The sequence below is a fragment of the Pseudoclavibacter helvolus genome (assembly GCF_049707175.1).
GTDB lineage: Bacteria > Actinomycetota > Actinomycetes > Actinomycetales > Microbacteriaceae > Pseudoclavibacter > Pseudoclavibacter helvolus_A.
In genome coordinates, this window is the sequence record NZ_JBNAFM010000002.1 from 25,191 (window position 1) to 41,087 (window position 15,897).

A 15,897-nucleotide genomic window follows, 5' to 3' on the forward strand; every position below is an offset into this window, starting at 1 on the left:
TAGTCTTGGGCGGCCCCTGCGTGGGGCCAGCGTCACAAGGTGTGCGGAGGACAATGTCTAAGCCTGTCTCTGTGCGGTCCCAGTCCCGGGGTCTCACGTTCAATCTCCTGGTCAATCTCACACTCCGTGAGATCAGGTCGGAGTACAAGCGCACAGCGCTCGGGCGCATCTGGTCGCTCATCAACCCGCTCGCGCAGATCGCGACGTTCTCGCTGGTCTTCGGGCTGCTCTTCCAGATCTCCGCGCCTCCCGGCGAGAACTCCGGAGTCCATTTCTTCCCGCTGTGGATCGGCATCGGCGTTGTGAGCTGGGGCTTCATCTCCAACTCCGTCAACGGCGGCATGGGCTCACTCCTCTCGAGCGCCGACCTGCTGCGCAAGGTCTACTTCCCCCGCTGGGTACTGCCGCTCTCGCGCATCCTCGCGAACGCGTGGACCTACGTCATCGAGATCTCGGTGATCACCGTCATCATGTGCTTCATCGGCGGACCCATGGTGCTCGCGTACCTGCCGCTCATGATCCCGCTGATCGCGCTCATCATCATGTTCGTGCTCGGGCTCGCGCTCATCCTGTCGGTCGTCGTGGTCTACTTCCGCGACATCGAGCACCTCTGGGGCATCCTCACGCAGCTCTGGCTCTACGCCTCCGGCGTCATGTTCCCGCTGCAGCTCGTCCAGCAGGCCCAGGACGACCTCACAGAGCAGGGTTCACTGCTCTTCGGAGAGCCGTGGCCACTCGTCTTCCTCTTCCAGCTCAACCCGACGCAGCGCATGCTCGAGTCGATCAGGAACATCGTCTACGACTACCAGGTGCCGCCACTCGAGAACTGGCTCTACATCGGCGGATGGGCGGTGGCGGTGCTCATCATCGGAATCCTCGTCTTCAACAGGTTCTCGAAGAACATCGTGGAGGAGCTCTAAATGGCAGGCACGGCAGTCGACGTCACCGGCGTCTCGAAGACGTTCCGCATCTACCACGACCGCAACCAGTCGCTGAAGGCCACCGTACTCAAGGGCGGGCGCGCGAAGTACGAGGAGTTCAAGGCCCTCGACGACGTGACGTTCGAGGTCCCCGAGGGCGGCACGTTCGGCCTGCTCGGGCGCAACGGCTCCGGAAAGTCGACACTGCTGAAGTGCATCGCCGGCATTCTGACCCCCAACGCCGGCACCATCACGACCCGCGGTCGTATCGCCGCAATGCTCGAGGTCGGCTCCGGCTTCCACCCCGAGCTCACGGGCCGGGAGAACGTCTACCTCAACGGGTCGATCCTCGGTATGTCGAAGCAGCAGATCGACAGCCGCTTCGACTCCATCGTCGACTTCTCCGGTATCGAGAAGTTCATCGACCAGCCCGTCAAGAACTACTCGAGCGGCATGTACGTGCGCCTCGGTTTCGCGGTGTCCATCCACACGGAGCCCGACGTGCTGCTGGTCGACGAGGTGTTGGCCGTCGGTGACATGGACTTCCAGGCCAAGTGCCGCGAGAAGTTCGCCGACTTCAAGGCGAGCGGGCGCACCGTCGTTGTCGTCTCGCACGGCCTCGAGGGCATGCGTGAGTTCTGCGACCGGGCCGCGTGGCTCGAGTACGGAGTGCTGCAGGAGGTTGGCCCCGCGACGGCCATCGTCGACAAGTACCGCGACTCGGGCAACGTCACGGAGATCATCGAGGGCGGCGGCCAGCGCCACGGCAGCGGTGAGCTCTACATCGACACGATCGAGCTCGTCAGCGAGGGCGGTGCCGTCGACAACGAGATCCGGACCGGCGAGTCGCCGACGATCCGCCTGAACTTCGAGGCACGTCGCCCCGTCGACCGCCCCAACTTCAAGATCGCGATCGAGACCCTCGAAGGTGTCCGCATCTGGAGCACGTCCTGCAAGCAGCTCGGGTGGCAGCCCGACTCGGTGCAGGTGGGCCAGGGCAGCATGGACTTCCACCTCGACCGCCTGGCACTCGCTCCGGGCGAGTACGTCGTCAACGCCGAGGTGTGGCGGGACGAGTCGTCGACGCCCGTCGACAGCCTCACCGGGTCGTTCCGCTTCGGCGTGCACGCCGGCACCCCGTTTGCGCTCGAGGGCGTGCTCGCGATGGATGCTCGCATCGTCGCGAAGCTTCCCGGCCAGTAGACGAGCAGCATCCACGCCGAGGGCCCCCGCGCGAGCGGGCGCCCTCGGCGTGTGCGGTTCATGGGCCGGATCCTCGCGGTTGGCACGCCGAGCCCTCGCGGGTGCAACGACGAGCCCTCGCGGCCGACGCAGGCACCGCATCCGTTGCGCCTGATCGTCCTTCAAACGCCAGAGACCCCCGCCAGAGGGAGCGATGCTCGCCCTGGCGGGGGTCTCTGTGGTCGGTCAGCCGCGGTTAGCCAGCGACCGGATCCCCGATACGGAAGGTGGAGAACAGCTCACGTGAGAGCCGGAAGGTGGTCGGCTCTGGCGTCGTCGTCGGCTCGGCCTCGGGCTGCTCCGTGACCTCGGGCTCCGCGTCCTCCGTCTGAGCAGGCGTCTCCGTCGGCTCCGTCGGCGTTGCCGTCTCGCTCGACTCCGCGGTCTCGTCGGCAGCCTCAGTGGCATCGGGGCGAGCCGTCGAGAGCGGCGCTTCCTCGGGCGTCTCCGTCGCCTCCGGGGCGGCTGTCTCCGTCGGTGCGCTCGTCGCCGTTTCGGTCACGACTGGCGTCGCGAGCGAGGGGTCGACCGGGTGCAGCACGCCGTCCTTCACGACGTAGAGCGTTCCGTCCGGGCCGAAGACCCGATCGGTGATGGGCTCCGCAGTGGCCGAGACGGTCAGACCGGCACCGACCTCAGGCGAGATGAGCGCGAAGTCCAGACCGAAGGTGGCCGCGTACTCGGGCGTCTCGAAGGGCACAAGCTCTCCGTCGACGCCGATGTACGAGACGCCTCCCACGATGACCGCCGAGGTGTACAGCGGCGCGGTGTTCTCGCCGAACTCCGTGAAGTTGGCGTCTGGGACGCTGCGCGGGTTGTCGATGTCGAGGCCGAGCTGCGCTGCAACCTCCGGAGAACCGACCTGGAGCAGCTCGTCCCCGTTCACGATCCACGTCCCTGTTCCCGCTCGGTTGGTGATGACCTCACCCGCGGTGACCGGGACAGCAGGCTCCGGCGCTGCCGTCGGCGTCGGCTCCGGGGTACCCGGGGCGCCGGATGACGTCGGCGTGGGCTCCAGCGCCGGGTTGGTGGGCTCAGGCGTTGCGCTGGCCGTCGGCGTCGCCGTGGGCTCGACGGTCGCGGTGGGCTCCGCCGTTGCCGTGGGCTCGGTCGTGGCCGTGGGCGTCGGAGAGGCCGTCGCGGTCGGCGACGCCGTCGGAGTCGCGGTGGGCTCCTCGCCCCAGCCAGCCGGGACCTCGGTGAGCTGCGCGCCGGTCTTGATCTGGTCGGCGAAGGCGGTGGGAACCGAGATCACATTGTCGACGGCACCAAGATCGACGACCAGCTTGGGCGAGGTGATGTGCTGCTTCTCACCATCCCGCACGAGGTACATCTTGCCGCTGTCGTCCTTGATGAACTGCGTCATCTCCTTGCCAGCGTTCGGCACGACGCCGCAGAGCTGCGCCGAGATCTCCGGGAACTCGATGCCGTACGCCGCCTCGAGCTCGGGCGTCAGCTTGTGTGCCTCTCCCTCGGTCGCCACGTACGCGTCGTCACCACAGCGGAACTGGTTGGTCTCAATCGCCGTGTCCCTGATCGGGATGCGGTCGAAGGAGGCCTGCGTGATGACGTAGGGGCTGGAGCCGAATCCGTAAGCCTCAGCGAGGTCGCTACTGGCCACCTTCGTGAGGTGCGCACCGTCGAGCACGTACAGCGTGTCGCTGTTCGGGCTCTTGATGAGCGCGCCGTTCGTGATGCCATTCCCGGTGTCGATGCCATCGAGCGTGCCCTTCGGCACCGTGTAGATGGTGCTCGAGATGCCGCGCTTCGTGGCTTCTGCCTCAGCGTCGCTCTTGGACGAGAACTCGACGCGCTCGCCACCGACCACGAGGTTGATCGTGTCCGAGCCGTTCTCCTGCACGAAGTGGGCGCCGGTGACGGAGCCGTTCTTACCGAGGACATCGACGATGCCGGCCGGGAGCGAGACGAACTTCGACGCACCGTAGGTCGACGCCGGGACCCGCAGCAGGCCGCCGTCGGTGTGCACGTAGGTCGCTGCTCCGTCGGTCACGAGCGGCTCCGCCGAGAGGGCGTCGCCCTGCGAGAGCTTGTCGTAGGCGGGCCCGAACTTTCCGGTCGCCTTGAAGGCGCTGAACTCGGCGAACGCGGCCGGGACCGCGTGGGCGGTCAGGGCGTCGTCGAGCACGACCTTGCCGGAGCCGTCGAGCTTCTGGACGATCGCACCCGCGGTGAGCAGCGGCTCACCGTCACTGAGGAAGTCGATCTTGTCGTCCTTCAGCTCCGTGAAGCCGATGTAGAAGCCAGGCTGCGTTCCGAGCTCAGCGAGATCTGCCACCTCGCGCTTCGTCGAATCTTCGATGAGGAATATCTGGCCGCTCGTGTTCTTCACGAACTTCTCGAGCGCCCCGCCGTCCTTGAACTTCTCGAGCTGCTCCTGGGTGATCTTCGCGAGGTCTGCGCCCTGCTGGTAGCCGAAGTCGGCGGCCACCGCCCAGTTGCGAACCTTCCGGAAGACACCGTCGTCGATGTAGTAGGGCTTGTTGTCCGGTCCGACAAGGATCTCGCCGACCGCCGCGCCGGTCGCGTACGCGTCCAGGGTGGAGGCCGGAACCGTGGACACCGCGCCAAGCGCGTACGCGAAGTCGGCGACCTTGGAGGCCGTGACCGGGTAGCGGACGTCCTCTGAGAGGAAGTAGACCTGCGAGGACCCCTCGGCCTGCACGAGCCACGGCACGCTGACGGCGCCCTTGGGGTCGCCGAACCAGTCGGTGTACATGCTCCAGAAGTTGCGGTTGCCGTACGCGGAGCATCCGTCGCCCTCGCCGTACATGTTGTTCAGCGCAGCCTGGTTGGGCTGGTACGGCGTGTAGTTGTAGAGACCCGCCGTGGCGTAGTTCGAGATGTACACCGCGGAGGAGCCGCACGAGAAGTTCGGGTTGTACAGCACGTTGTTCGTGGCGAACGGGATGTGGTTGAAGCTGTACGGGTTCGCCTTGTAGTTCTGGAACTGCCGCGCCGCGTTGTAGACCTGGTAGAAGAAGCCGCCGTAGCTCTGGTCGCAGGGTGCGGTGTCGGGGCAGCCGAATCCGGTCGCCGCCGCGAGCCGACCGAGGCTCGGGTTGGACATCGAGACGAGGCTCTGCTCCTTCTCGAGGAGGACAAGCATGGCCTTTTGGCTGAAGTTGCAGGCCTGGCCCACCTTGGCGATGATGTCAGCCGCGGACTCGCCGCCGCCCGCGCCCGAATAGGCGGAGCAGTACTGCGTCGCAGGCATCGAGGGGGTCGCCTGGGTGTAGTTGCGCAACGCCGTCGGCGAGGACGAGCCGTTACGAGAGACGAGGAACTGCTGCACCTCGGCAGCGGACATCGCCGTGCCGTTGTAGAAGTTCTCATCGCTGACGAGATTGCCCGGGTCGAACGCGCTCGCATCGGCTGCGGAGGCGGCTTCAATGCCGCCGGAGCTGGGGTTCGAGGCGATGAGCTGCAGGCCGAGCAGCCCTGAGGCTGCTACCGCGGCGGTAGCGAAAATGGCAAGGGTACGGCGAAACATGAGTTCCCAACGCGTCGGTCGACTGGGGGCCACCAGGCATCCACGGAGTACACCGAGAAGGCTCAGCAGTTTCCAAGTATGCATACATGCGCCACGGAACTCCACACTCGCCCCAGCTTTCACATCAGTCACATAAACAACACGCGTGACCAGGAAGCGTCTGCGAGGCCCGGAACGACAACGATCGCGGGCCACTGAGGGCCCGCGATCGTGGCGACACGCCCGAGCAAAGAAATCCGGGGAATTGCCGACTTGTGCCGTATATGGCCCTACTTCAGCGTCGACGCTCGCTGGTCGTCGATCCAGTCACAGAGCAGGCGGACTCCCTCAGCCACCATGACCTTGGGCTCCCAGGCCAGCGCATCCCTCGACGCATCGACCTCGCAGGACGCATGCCGCACATCCCCGTTCCGGAACTTGCCATTGATCTGCGGCGCCGGGGCGCCGTGGTGCGCGGCGATGAGCTCAGCGAGACGAAGGATCGACGTGCCCTCACCCGACCCGATGTCGTAGGGGTGCGGCGTCGAGCCGGAGTCGAGGACACCGCGGACGAGCGCGTCCGCCACGTCGTCGATGTAGACGAAGTCCCTGATGATCTGACCGTCCTCGTACACCGGGATGACACGGCCAGCCTTCGCCTCCTGCGAGAAGAACGACACGATACCGGTGTACGGGTTGATGAGGGACTGACCGGGACCGTAGACGTTCTGGAGACGGAAGATCACGTCGGTCACCCCGAGGGACAGGCACCACGAACGCAGGATGTGCTCCTGCGCCAGCTTCGTGGCCCCGTAGACGCTGGTCGGCGACGGCGTCACCTCGGACGAGACGAACGGCAGCGCGGAGAGTCCCGGGAAATCCCATTCGCCGCGCTCGAGCATCGCCGCGGAGCGCTGTCCCGGGTAGCTCACCTGACCCTCGGCGTCGACCCAGGCACCTTCTCCGTAGACCGCGCGGCTCGACGTCAGCACGATCTTCCGGGGCAGCTGCTCCGCACGGACGAGCGCGTCGAGCATCTCCGTCGTGCCAACCACGTTGACGCTCGCGTGACGAGTCGCCTCGAGCAGCGACTGCCCGGTTCCCGTCTCAGCCGCGAGGTGCACGATCACGTCCGGGGCGACGTCTGCCAGGAGCGCGTCCCACTCCGAGGCCGAGGTGACGTCGCCCCGCACGAACTCGACACGGTCATCGAGATCAGCTGGCCGCTCCGGCGACGGGTGAATCTGCGGGTGCAGGTTGTCGTAGGCGACAACACGATCGAAGTGGTCAGGCAGGCGGTGCGAGAGGGCGGTTCCGATGAACCCGGCTCCCCCGGTGATCAGACAGGTCGTCATGGCGTTGCTCCTTTGGGATCGGCCCGAAGCTGGCGAAGCGCTGCCTCAGGCGAGAGTCATTTGGCCGGAAGCGCCGGTATCCAGTTGAGGTACCGCTCGGTCATCTCGAAGATCACGAGGTCCGGTTGGTAGGCGGCCGCCTCGGCGAGAACGTCGGGAATCTGCTCGGTCGCACTTCCGAGGTTGCTCGTGACCTGCTTGGTCTCGGCGAACCCGGTCTGCCACGTCGGCCCCGCGCTGTTGCCCTGGCTGTCGCGCACGATCAGCGCGCGCAGCTCGGACTGGGCCCCCTGGGTCGTCGTGGTTGCCGGCAGCTGGAGCATGTCCAGCCCCTTGCTCGCATCCGCATCCAGCACGCTGCCGTCGTTGAGCGTCGCCTGCATCTTCGGCGGCGCCTGGTCGAGCACCGGCGTTCCCCAACCGGTCTCGGTTGTCGGGAAGCCGTAGGCCTCGAACTCGCTGATGACTGGCATGTCGCCGATGCTCGAGTACTCGAGTGGCGCCAGCGCCTGGTACTTCTCGTCGACCGCGCCGAGGCACGCCGCCAGGCGCTGCCAGCCGATCGCCGCTCCGTACGGCGACCAGTGGCTGTTGCCGGGCGCGTAGACGGCACCGTCCGCGGACGCGGCACGGAGATCCTGGCGCGCGTCGACGATCGGGAGATCGGGATGCGCGTTGATCAGGTAGTCGAGCGCCGTGGGACCGCGAAGCTCCTGCGCCCACTCGGGCAGCTGCTGCGGGTAGATCGACCAGTCGGCTGGCACGACCTGGATGACGAAGTCGATGCCCTGCGCGCTGAGCCCCTCGTCGATCGTCCGGAAGTATTCGGCCCACTCCTCGCTCTCGTCGTCGCTGAGGAAACCGCGCCCGAGCGCCTGCGAGAAGTTGTTGGCCTGCGTGTCCCCCCAGAAGACCCAGCCGTCCTCACCGGGGACGAACAGCTGGGCGTCCGGATCCGTCCCGATGTGCTCGCTCCAGATCTCCTCGCTCGCCGCGCGCTCGTCGCCAGTCCAGGGTGACCCGGTGACTGGGTCAACGAGTCCGGGCTGGCACGCCGCCGCGGGAAGACGCGCAGTCTCGGACTCGGGAGCCTCCTCAGGTGGAATGAACTCCTCCATGGCGCTGGCGTGCCTGGTCTGATAGCCGACGATCGTCGCGATGATGGCAGCGATCAGCAGGATGATCAGCGGGATCAACCGCACGCGGTGCCAGCGCTGCGCCCAGGTACGGCGTCCGCTCTTCGACGCGGGCTCTTCGAACCCGCTGTCGGGCCGGAGGCCGCTCGGTCCAACCGCGGTCATCGGCTCGTCTCCACTCGCCCGGCGCGGAGACGCGCCGCGAAGTTGGACGACGAGTACGCCGGGTTGACGATCCGTCGCTTCACCGCGTCGACATACGGCGTGCCGCGCTCGAGCAGCCAGGCGAGCCATCGTGGCGTCCAGTTCTTGAGACTCATGGCCGGGCTCTCGATGAGGTGCCATGAGAGGTACGCGCAGATGTGGGCAGCGATCGCGATGACCAGGTGGTACACGAACCACCCGGCGTTCTGCAGGCCGAAGTAGGCGCCGAACTGCATGAGCGGCCACCCGAAGATGTAGATCCCGTACGAGAGGTCGCCGTACTTCTCCCAGTTATTGAGGCGCGGGGTGCGGATGGCGAACCACATCAGGAAGTACATGAGGCCGTACTGCCCCCACATGTTCCAGCCCCCGAAGGCGTAGGCGAAGCCAGCGATGCCGAGCGCGAGGACTGCGAGGCGATCGTCGATCGGGATCTTGTCACCGAACAGGGCGAACAGCATGCCGAACGCGAACGGGGCGAAGAACATCGGATAGAAGGGGTTCGTGAGGAACGGGCTCAGCGACGTCATCTCGACCCAGCCGCTCCAGGTGAGGAAGTTCACGCCGATGATGCCGAAGGCGATGATGCCCCCGACGATGCGGTTCGAGAAGACGCCGAAGAGGCCGAGGAGGCCGACCATGATGTACGCGCGGAACTCGTAGAAGAGGGTCCACGCGGAGCCGTTCCAGTCGAATCCGCCGATCGTGGCGAACGGCAGCGAGCTGCCCATCCCCGCGATATTGCGCTGGCCGAGCTCGAGCCACATGTTGCTCAGGAAGTACGTGAAGGGCGACTCGGTGTCGGCGTCCCAATAACCGGCGATCGAGCCGGTCTCCTGCACCCAGGCGATGGGGGCGAGGATGAAGGCCGTCGTCAGCAGCGCGAGCCAGAAGGCCGGGAAGATGCGGAGCGCCCGTCGCCAGAAGAAGCGGAAGATGGTCGACTTGCCGCGACGGCTCTGGGTGATCAGGTACCCGGAGAAGAAGAAGAACCCGGCGACGGCGACCCCGCCGATGGACTGCTCGCTGGAGATCTGCGTGCCGAGGTCGTGCCCGCCGTAGAATCCGGCGAGCGGTCCTGCGTGCGCGAAGATGACCGCGAAGGCGAGCAGCCATCGGAGGAACCCGATGCTGTTGGCCCGGGGATCGAAGGCCTTGTCGAGCGTCAGCGGCATAGCTTCCTAGGTCGTGGAGTCAATCGCCCGCAAGCAGGCGGCGCTCCATCCTACACAGGCGCCAGAATCACCTTTTTGGGCGGTCACACCCGATTTCCTGACCCCGAATCAGCTGACGGTGACCGTCATCGGCTCGCTGAAGCCGTTGCCGCCGGGCCCCTCGTACTGCATGACGGCTTCCCAGTCGCCCGCCTTGATGGCGGGGTCGCGCAGGTTGACGATGCAACTGGAGGCACCGGTGTCTGCCGAGGTCGGGCCGGTGACCGCTGACGTCGCGATGAAGGTCTCCGGGCCGTTCCGCAGCACGAGTGTGCAGGTTCCGCCAGGCTCGGTGGTCGCGATCAGTGCAGCCGCGGAGATGATGGACTGGTCGGGAACCCAGTAGGCCCGGCTCAGCGAGACCTGCACGGCCGAGCCTTCCGGAGCCTCGCTCGGCTCGGCGGTCGCGGTCTCGGTGACCGTGACCGTCGGCACGGGCGTCGCGGTGACGATCAGTGTTTCCGGCACGGCGACCTCGGTCGCCTGCGGCAGCGTCGTCACCGGCACGGTGTTGTCCGGCGGCGCCTGCTGCCCGAGTGGGTTCATGAGCACGAACACGATCGCCGCGATTGCGACGGCGGCGGCGATGAGGAGGCCGATGACCAGGCCACGCCCCGTACCGCGACGCTCCGCCTGGCTCTCCAGCTCTTCCAGCTCGTCGGGGTCGTACTGCCCGCCGAGCGGCGTCTCGCCGTTGCTCATGTGCCACCTCCAGTCGCAGACACGGTACCCGGCGCAGCTCCGCGCCGACCGGTGCCGCGCCGCGAACCCCGGTCAGCGCGGGGGTCAGCGGATGCGAGCCAGTAGCCCCCGCACGTCGGCGGCGAACCGACGGAGCGGCTCCTCAAGTCCAGGCGCGTGCCGGAAGACCCACGCGGCGACGCGCACGGCTGCGCTCCCGCCTGGCCGATGCGCACGGGCCGCGCGGTGCGGAGCACGCACGTCTGCGCCGGACCCCGCGACGAGGTCCTCGTACTTGGCGGCGAGGAGGGCGTAGTCGCTCGCGAGCCCGTCGGCAGTCTCAGTCTCCGCGACCGCGAACCCCGCGTCGAACACGAACCGGCTCGCGAGCAGATCCAGCAGCCCGGAGAGCTCGCCGCCCGGATGACGTGCCTCGAGCTGCTCGCCGCCCGCGACAGCGAGCGCCGTCGCGAGCGGACGCAACGCATCCACCCGATACGCCGCGAACCCGGAGTAGGGCGCGACCGGCCCGTGCTCGTCGAGCGGCGCACCCACCCCGAGCGACGCGGCGAGAGCCGTGGCCCGTCCGCGGGCGCCCCGCCAGCCGTCCGCAAGCAGCCCGGTGCCGATCGGCGGCGCGACGGGCACGAGCATCCCCAGCGCTGGGTGGTCGGCGAACTCCCACACCAGCGGCTCGGCCCGCTCAAAGATCACGCGTCTGCCGCGCTGACGCGCGAGCCTGGCCGTGCTCGCCGGCATCGTCGTCAACGCGTCGGCGCCTGCCGACTCCACGAGCACAAGATCGGCCTCAAGGATTCGTGCGTCGCCGGCGGCCAGCCGTCGCCAGAAGTCGCCGCGGACGATGCGCACGTGGAGTCCGGAGATGGTGGCCGACTCGTCGCCGCTCGCGTCGTCCCGAACCCACTCGTGCGTGACGGCGGTGGATGCGCGGCGCAGCACACGCGGCCCGGCCCCGACCCCCGCGGCCAGCACGCGGCTGGGCGCGAACCTTGCGGTGCCGTCGACCAGCACGTCGACCGGAAACGCTCGACGCTCAAGCTCGAGCGCCACATCTCTCGCCGACACCCCTCGGTGGTCGAGCTCGACAGGGTCGTGGAAGAAGACCCGCCGCTTCACCAGGGGCGCACCGGCCCCCAGCAACAGCAGCGGCGCCTCGAGGCTCGCATTGGCCACCACGGCGTCACCGACCCTGAAGATACCCGCGGGGAACTGCGCCCCGACCGAGAAGCCGCGCTCGGCGAAGAACGGCGAGAAGCGCGCCTCGTGATGCCGAACGGAATCGTCGTAGGACCTGATGGGCGGCATCGACGCCCAGTACTCGCTCCAGGCGTCGCTGGTGATCACGCGCCTCCTGACCGCGATCCAGTGCGACTGCAGGTGCGGCGCCAGCGTGCCCCGGCGCGTGTACGGGTCTGGGGTGAGCTCGCCGTGCTCAGTGACACCCCAGACGTCGTGAGACGACGCCTCCGCCCACGCGAAGGTCGCCGCGAAATCGCCGACCGGCCCGAAGAACGTGTAGTTGGCGAGCACGACCTCGTCAAACGACGCAAGCCGCTCGGCACCGACCAACTCGAGCGCCGCCCGATAGCCGCCGACGTCGAAGCCCTCGTTCGGGCGCTCGAAGACCGAGTCCGCCACCGATTCGAGCGACGCGCGCGAGCTCTCACTCACCGCGCCGTTCACGACGACGAGCAACTCACTCGCATGCGGGCGAAACCCCTGCAAGGCTCGCAGCACGCCGGAATCAGCGCGACCGGCCCGGTCGAAGAGCAGGTAGATGACAAGTCGATTCATAGTCGCGGGCAGCCGATGCGGCCGACTCCTCCCCTGAGCGCGTGCAGACTCGTGCCAAGCTAGCACCACGCGCACCAGACCCAGGAGAGCAGATGCCAGCTTCGCGACTCGTCGCCGAACGCCGACCAGAGGATGCCCGCGAGCCGCGGCTCGGAGACGCCGCCGTCACCGCGGTCGTCTGCACCCACAACGGCGAGAAGTTCCTCGAGCAGCAGCTGCGAAGCATCCTCTCGCAGAGCCACCCCGTCGCCGAGGTCATCGTCTCCGACGACGCCTCGACCGACGGCACGGTCGAGCTCGCCCGCCGGGTGCTCGAGGCGTCAGACCGAGCGTTCCGCATCTACACCCGCGACGAACCCCTCCGTGTGAGCCGCAACTTCGAGTTTGCGCTCGGCGAAGCCCGCACTGAGTACCTCGCCACCAGCGACCAGGACGACGTCTGGCACCCCAAAAAAATCGAGCGCCTTCTCGCGGCCCTCGTCGGCGACGACGACGCGCTGCTCGCCCACTCCGACGCACTCCTCGTCGACGAAGACGGTGAGCCCATCGGCGGCACGCTCCTCGAGTCCCTCGAGATCACCGACGCAGAATGGCGCGACTACGAGAACGGGCGACAGCTCGAGGCCCTCACCGCTCGCAACTTCGTGACCGGCGCGACCATGCTGCTGCGCGCATCCCTCGTCTTCAGGGCAGGCAACGCCCCCGAGCCCTGGATCCACGACGAGTGGCTCGCCACGACCGCCGCGCTCGTCGGAGGCCTCCGCGTCGTCCGAGCACCCCTCATCGACTACCGGCAGCACAACGACAACCAGATCGGACAGACCGCGCCGACCCTGCGCGTCAAAGTTGCCCAAGCCACCAAGGACGGCTCGGCGGACCAGCTGCGCCGCTACCGCCGCGCCGTCGCGCTCCTCAAGCGCATCTCGGAGCTTGGGGGCAGCGCCGAGCAGGAAGCGCACATCCGCCGCAAGGTCGCCCACGAACGCCAGCGGCTCCAACTCCCGACCTCGCGCATCCGACGTGTCCCCCGCATCCTCAGGTGGACGCTGCGCGGCCGCTACCGCACCTACTCGCGCGGCAGCTACGACATCGCGCGCGACCTCTTCCAATCGCTCAAAGAGCGCGACGAGCACTGAGCTGCGTCACAGCACAGACGACGAAGGCCGTGACTCGATCGAGTCACGGCCTTCGTCGTCTGTGCTGGGGCTCGCTACGCGAGGAGTCCCTGCATGTAGCGTCCGTAGCCACTCTTCTGGAGCGGCTTCGCGAGCTCAGCGAACTGGGCGTCGTCGATCCACCCGGCACGCCACGCGATCTCCTCGATGCAGCCGATCTTGAAGCCCTGGCGGTCCTCGATGACCCGCACGTACTCGCTCGCCTGCATCATCGACTCGAACGTGCCCGTGTCCAGCCACGCCGTGCCACGGTCGAGGACCTGCACCTGCAGCTTGCCCGCCGCGAGGTAGGCCGAGTTGATGCTCGAGATCTCGAGCTCCCCGCGCGCGGAGGGCTCCACGTTCTTCGCGATCTCGACCACGTCGTTGTCATAGAAGTACAGACCAGGCACCGCGTAGTTCGACTTCGGCACCTCCGGCTTCTCCTCGATCGACACGGCCTTGTTGTTCTCGTCGAACTCCACGACGCCATACGCGACCGGGTTCGACACGTGGTACGCGAAGATCAGGCCGCCATCGAGCACGTTGTTGCCACGCAGCGACGAGCCAAGGCCAGAGCCGTGGAAGATGTTGTCGCCGAGCACCAGCGCGACCGAGTCGTCCCCGATGAACTCCTCGCCGATGATGAACGCCTGCGCGAGCCCATCCGGCGACGGCTGCACGGCGTACTCGATGCGCATCCCGAACTGCGAGCCGTCACCCAGCAGCGCCTTGAACTGGTCGTTGTACTCGGGCGTCGTGATGATCAGCACTTCACGGATGTCGGCCATCATGAGCGTCGACAGCGGGTAGTAGATCATCGGCTTGTCGTAGATGGGCATGAGCTGCTTCGAGATGCCCTTGGTGATCGGCCACAGACGCGTACCCGAGCCGCCAGCGAGGATGATGCCCTTCATGGCTACGCACCCGCCTTCGCGTTGAGCTCCGCGTAGTAGGCACGAGCCTCTTCCCAGCTGGGGAGGAGACCGGATGCGGCCGCCTCGGCCAGCGAGGGAGCATCCGTGTCCTTCGGCGAAAGCAGCAGCTCGCCCGCCTCCTCAGGGAAGCGGAGGTCGACGTCCTTGTCGAGCGGGTTGATGCCGTGCTCACGCTCTGCGTGGTAGGTGTCGGTGACGAGGTAGCTGACCGTCGCGTCGTCGGTCAGCGCCACGAACGCGTGGCCGAGGCCCTCCGACAGGTAGATGGCCTTGCGGTCGACGTCGTCGAGGCGAACCGAGTCCCACTCGCCGAACTTCGGCGAGCCGGTGCGGATGTCGATCACGAAGTCGAGGACGGCCCCACGCGTGCAGGTGACGTACTTGGACTGGCTCGGCGGAATGTCCGCGAAGTGAATGCCACGGACGACGCCGCGCGTCGACACCGAGGTGTTCGCCTGCTTGAGGTCGATCGAGTGCCCGACAGCTTCAGCGAGCTTGTCGAAGCGGTACCACTCCAGGAACACGCCACGGTCGTCGCCGAACTGCTTCGGCGTGATCTCGTAACTGTCTGGGATGCTGAGTTCGCGAATCTCCATGCCGAGGAGTCTAGTGCGGGGCGCGAGCGAATGCTCCCGACTCCACTCGGCCATACTTGAGGGCTGGCGGAGCCCCTCCGCGAGGGTCTCCGCAGAAGTGGGCCGCGCAGAAGGCGGCACCTACAAGAGATAAGGAACGACGGATGCACACCAACGCCGAGCCACCGGCCATGCCGCGCGTCGCCGTCCTCCTCGCGACCCACATGGGCAGGACCTACCTCGACGAGCAGCTCGACTCGATCCTCGACCAGACCGGGGCAGAGCTGCACGTGTACGTGTCGGACGACGGCTCCACCGACGGCACGCTCGAGCTGCTTGCGACGCGCGCAGACGCCGACCCGCGCATCACGATCCTTCCGCCGGAGACGTTCGGCGCCCCCGCTCCCAACTTCTTCCGGCTCCTCACGACGATCCCCATCGACGAGCACGACTATGTCGGCTTCGCCGACCAGGACGACGTCTGGATGCCGGGCAAGCTCGAGCGGCACATCCGCCTGCTCAGCGAGGGGCGCGCGGACGGCATCTCCTCGAACGTGACCGCGTTCTCCGACGACGGCACGCGCATCCTGATCAAGAAGGACTACCCGCAACGGCTCGCGGACCACCTCTTCGAGACGCCCGGCCCCGGCTCGACATTCCTGCTCACGCAGCGGTTCGCTCGCCTCGTCGCAGAGCAGCTCGACAACCGGGACTCCCCCGCCCGCGAGGCCTTCGCCCACGACTGGCTCATCTACGCGCTCGCCCGCGCGGCCGGACTCCGCTGGATCATCGACGGCGAGTCAACCGTCGACTACCGACAGCACGTCTCCAACGCCGTGGGTGCCAACACGGGACTCGCGCAGGCATGGAAACGGCTCAGGCTCACCTCGAACCGCTGGCACAGAGGCCAGGTCCAGCTCACCGTCGAGGCGTGCATCCACGTGGCCTCCCCGGAAGAGCTGCCGAGGCTCCAGTGGCTGCACGAGATCCTCGCGGAGTTCACTTATCGAGACGCGCTGCGACTCGTGCGACGCTGGCGACAGCTGCGGCGACGGCCTCGCGACCGTGCTGCCCTCGCCACGCTGATCACCGCGGGACTGTGGTAGCTCGTCGGAGGGCCGCGCTAGAGTAGCTCCGACTGCGTGCGGGTTGACACCGCACCGCTCGAACCAC

General features: G+C 67.3%; 12 protein-coding genes. 4 read left to right on the plus strand and 8 right to left on the minus strand.

Features of this window, described 5'->3' with window-relative positions:
- The first annotated feature begins 71 nt into the window (after window positions 1-71).
- Both ACPYN9_RS01805 and ACPYN9_RS01810 read left to right on the plus strand, forming a co-directional pair.
- Entirely contained in the window at window positions 72-920 is an 849-nt protein-coding gene (locus ACPYN9_RS01805; RefSeq protein WP_424463395.1) for an ABC transporter permease, read from the plus strand.
- Window positions 921-2,123: an ABC transporter ATP-binding protein gene (locus ACPYN9_RS01810; protein ID WP_424463397.1), complete on the plus strand. Its 1,203-nt coding sequence runs from the start codon at window positions 921-923 to the stop codon at window positions 2,121-2,123.
- Between the two features lie 235 nt (window positions 2,124-2,358).
- Here the strand turns inward: ACPYN9_RS01810 and ACPYN9_RS01815 are convergent, their stop codons facing one another.
- The 6 genes from ACPYN9_RS01815 to ACPYN9_RS01840 all read right to left on the minus strand — a co-directional run bounded on the left by ACPYN9_RS01815 (window position 2,359) and on the right by ACPYN9_RS01840 (window position 12,057).
- Window positions 2,359-5,673 carry a hypothetical protein gene (locus ACPYN9_RS01815; RefSeq protein WP_424463399.1) on the minus strand — a complete coding sequence of 1,105 codons (3,315 nt, stop codon included), beginning with the start codon at window positions 5,671-5,673 and terminating at the stop codon, window positions 2,359-2,361.
- Window positions 5,674-5,942: 269 nt separating this feature from the next.
- A complete protein-coding gene (locus tag ACPYN9_RS01820) occupies window positions 5,943-7,007 on the minus strand; it encodes an NAD-dependent epimerase/dehydratase family protein (protein WP_424463401.1) in 1,065 nt (354 codons plus the stop codon).
- Window positions 7,008-7,063: 56 nt separating this feature from the next.
- The gene (locus ACPYN9_RS01825) at window positions 7,064-8,308 is read right to left on the minus strand and encodes an alginate O-acetyltransferase AlgX-related protein (protein ID WP_424463403.1); all 1,245 of its coding nucleotides are present in this window, start codon (window positions 8,306-8,308) and stop codon (window positions 7,064-7,066) included.
- Window positions 8,305-9,522 (minus strand): acyltransferase family protein, encoded by a 1,218-nt coding sequence (locus tag ACPYN9_RS01830; RefSeq protein WP_424463405.1) that lies wholly within the window; start codon window positions 9,520-9,522, stop codon window positions 8,305-8,307. The genes ACPYN9_RS01825 and ACPYN9_RS01830 overlap by 4 nt, the downstream gene beginning before the upstream one ends.
- Window positions 9,523-9,630: 108 nt before the next feature.
- Window positions 9,631-10,263, minus strand: coding sequence for a hypothetical protein (locus ACPYN9_RS01835; protein WP_424463406.1), 633 nt, complete (start codon window positions 10,261-10,263; stop codon window positions 9,631-9,633).
- 84 nt (window positions 10,264-10,347) lie between these two features.
- A complete protein-coding gene (locus ACPYN9_RS01840; RefSeq protein WP_424463408.1) occupies window positions 10,348-12,057 on the minus strand; it encodes a rhamnan synthesis F family protein in 1,710 nt (569 codons plus the stop codon).
- Window positions 12,058-12,149: 92 nt separating this feature from the next.
- Between ACPYN9_RS01840 and ACPYN9_RS01845 the strand changes: the two genes are divergently transcribed.
- Complete coding sequence (locus tag ACPYN9_RS01845; RefSeq protein ID WP_424463409.1) at window positions 12,150-13,193, plus strand: glycosyltransferase family 2 protein; 1,044 nt, start codon at window positions 12,150-12,152, stop codon at window positions 13,191-13,193.
- A 74-nt stretch (window positions 13,194-13,267) separates the two neighbouring features.
- Here the strand turns inward: ACPYN9_RS01845 and rfbA are convergent, their stop codons facing one another.
- Together rfbA and ACPYN9_RS01855 are read right to left on the minus strand one after the other, a co-directional pair.
- Complete coding sequence (gene rfbA, locus ACPYN9_RS01850; RefSeq protein WP_424463411.1) at window positions 13,268-14,128, minus strand: glucose-1-phosphate thymidylyltransferase RfbA; 861 nt, start codon at window positions 14,126-14,128, stop codon at window positions 13,268-13,270.
- Between the two features lie 2 nt (window positions 14,129-14,130).
- Entirely contained in the window at window positions 14,131-14,745 is a 615-nt protein-coding gene (locus tag ACPYN9_RS01855) for a dTDP-4-dehydrorhamnose 3,5-epimerase family protein (RefSeq protein WP_424463413.1), read from the minus strand.
- 143 nt (window positions 14,746-14,888) lie between these two features.
- Between ACPYN9_RS01855 and ACPYN9_RS01860 the strand changes: the two genes are divergently transcribed.
- Complete coding sequence (locus ACPYN9_RS01860) at window positions 14,889-15,830, plus strand: glycosyltransferase (protein WP_424463414.1); 942 nt, start codon at window positions 14,889-14,891, stop codon at window positions 15,828-15,830.
- Window positions 15,831-15,897 lie beyond the last annotated feature (67 nt).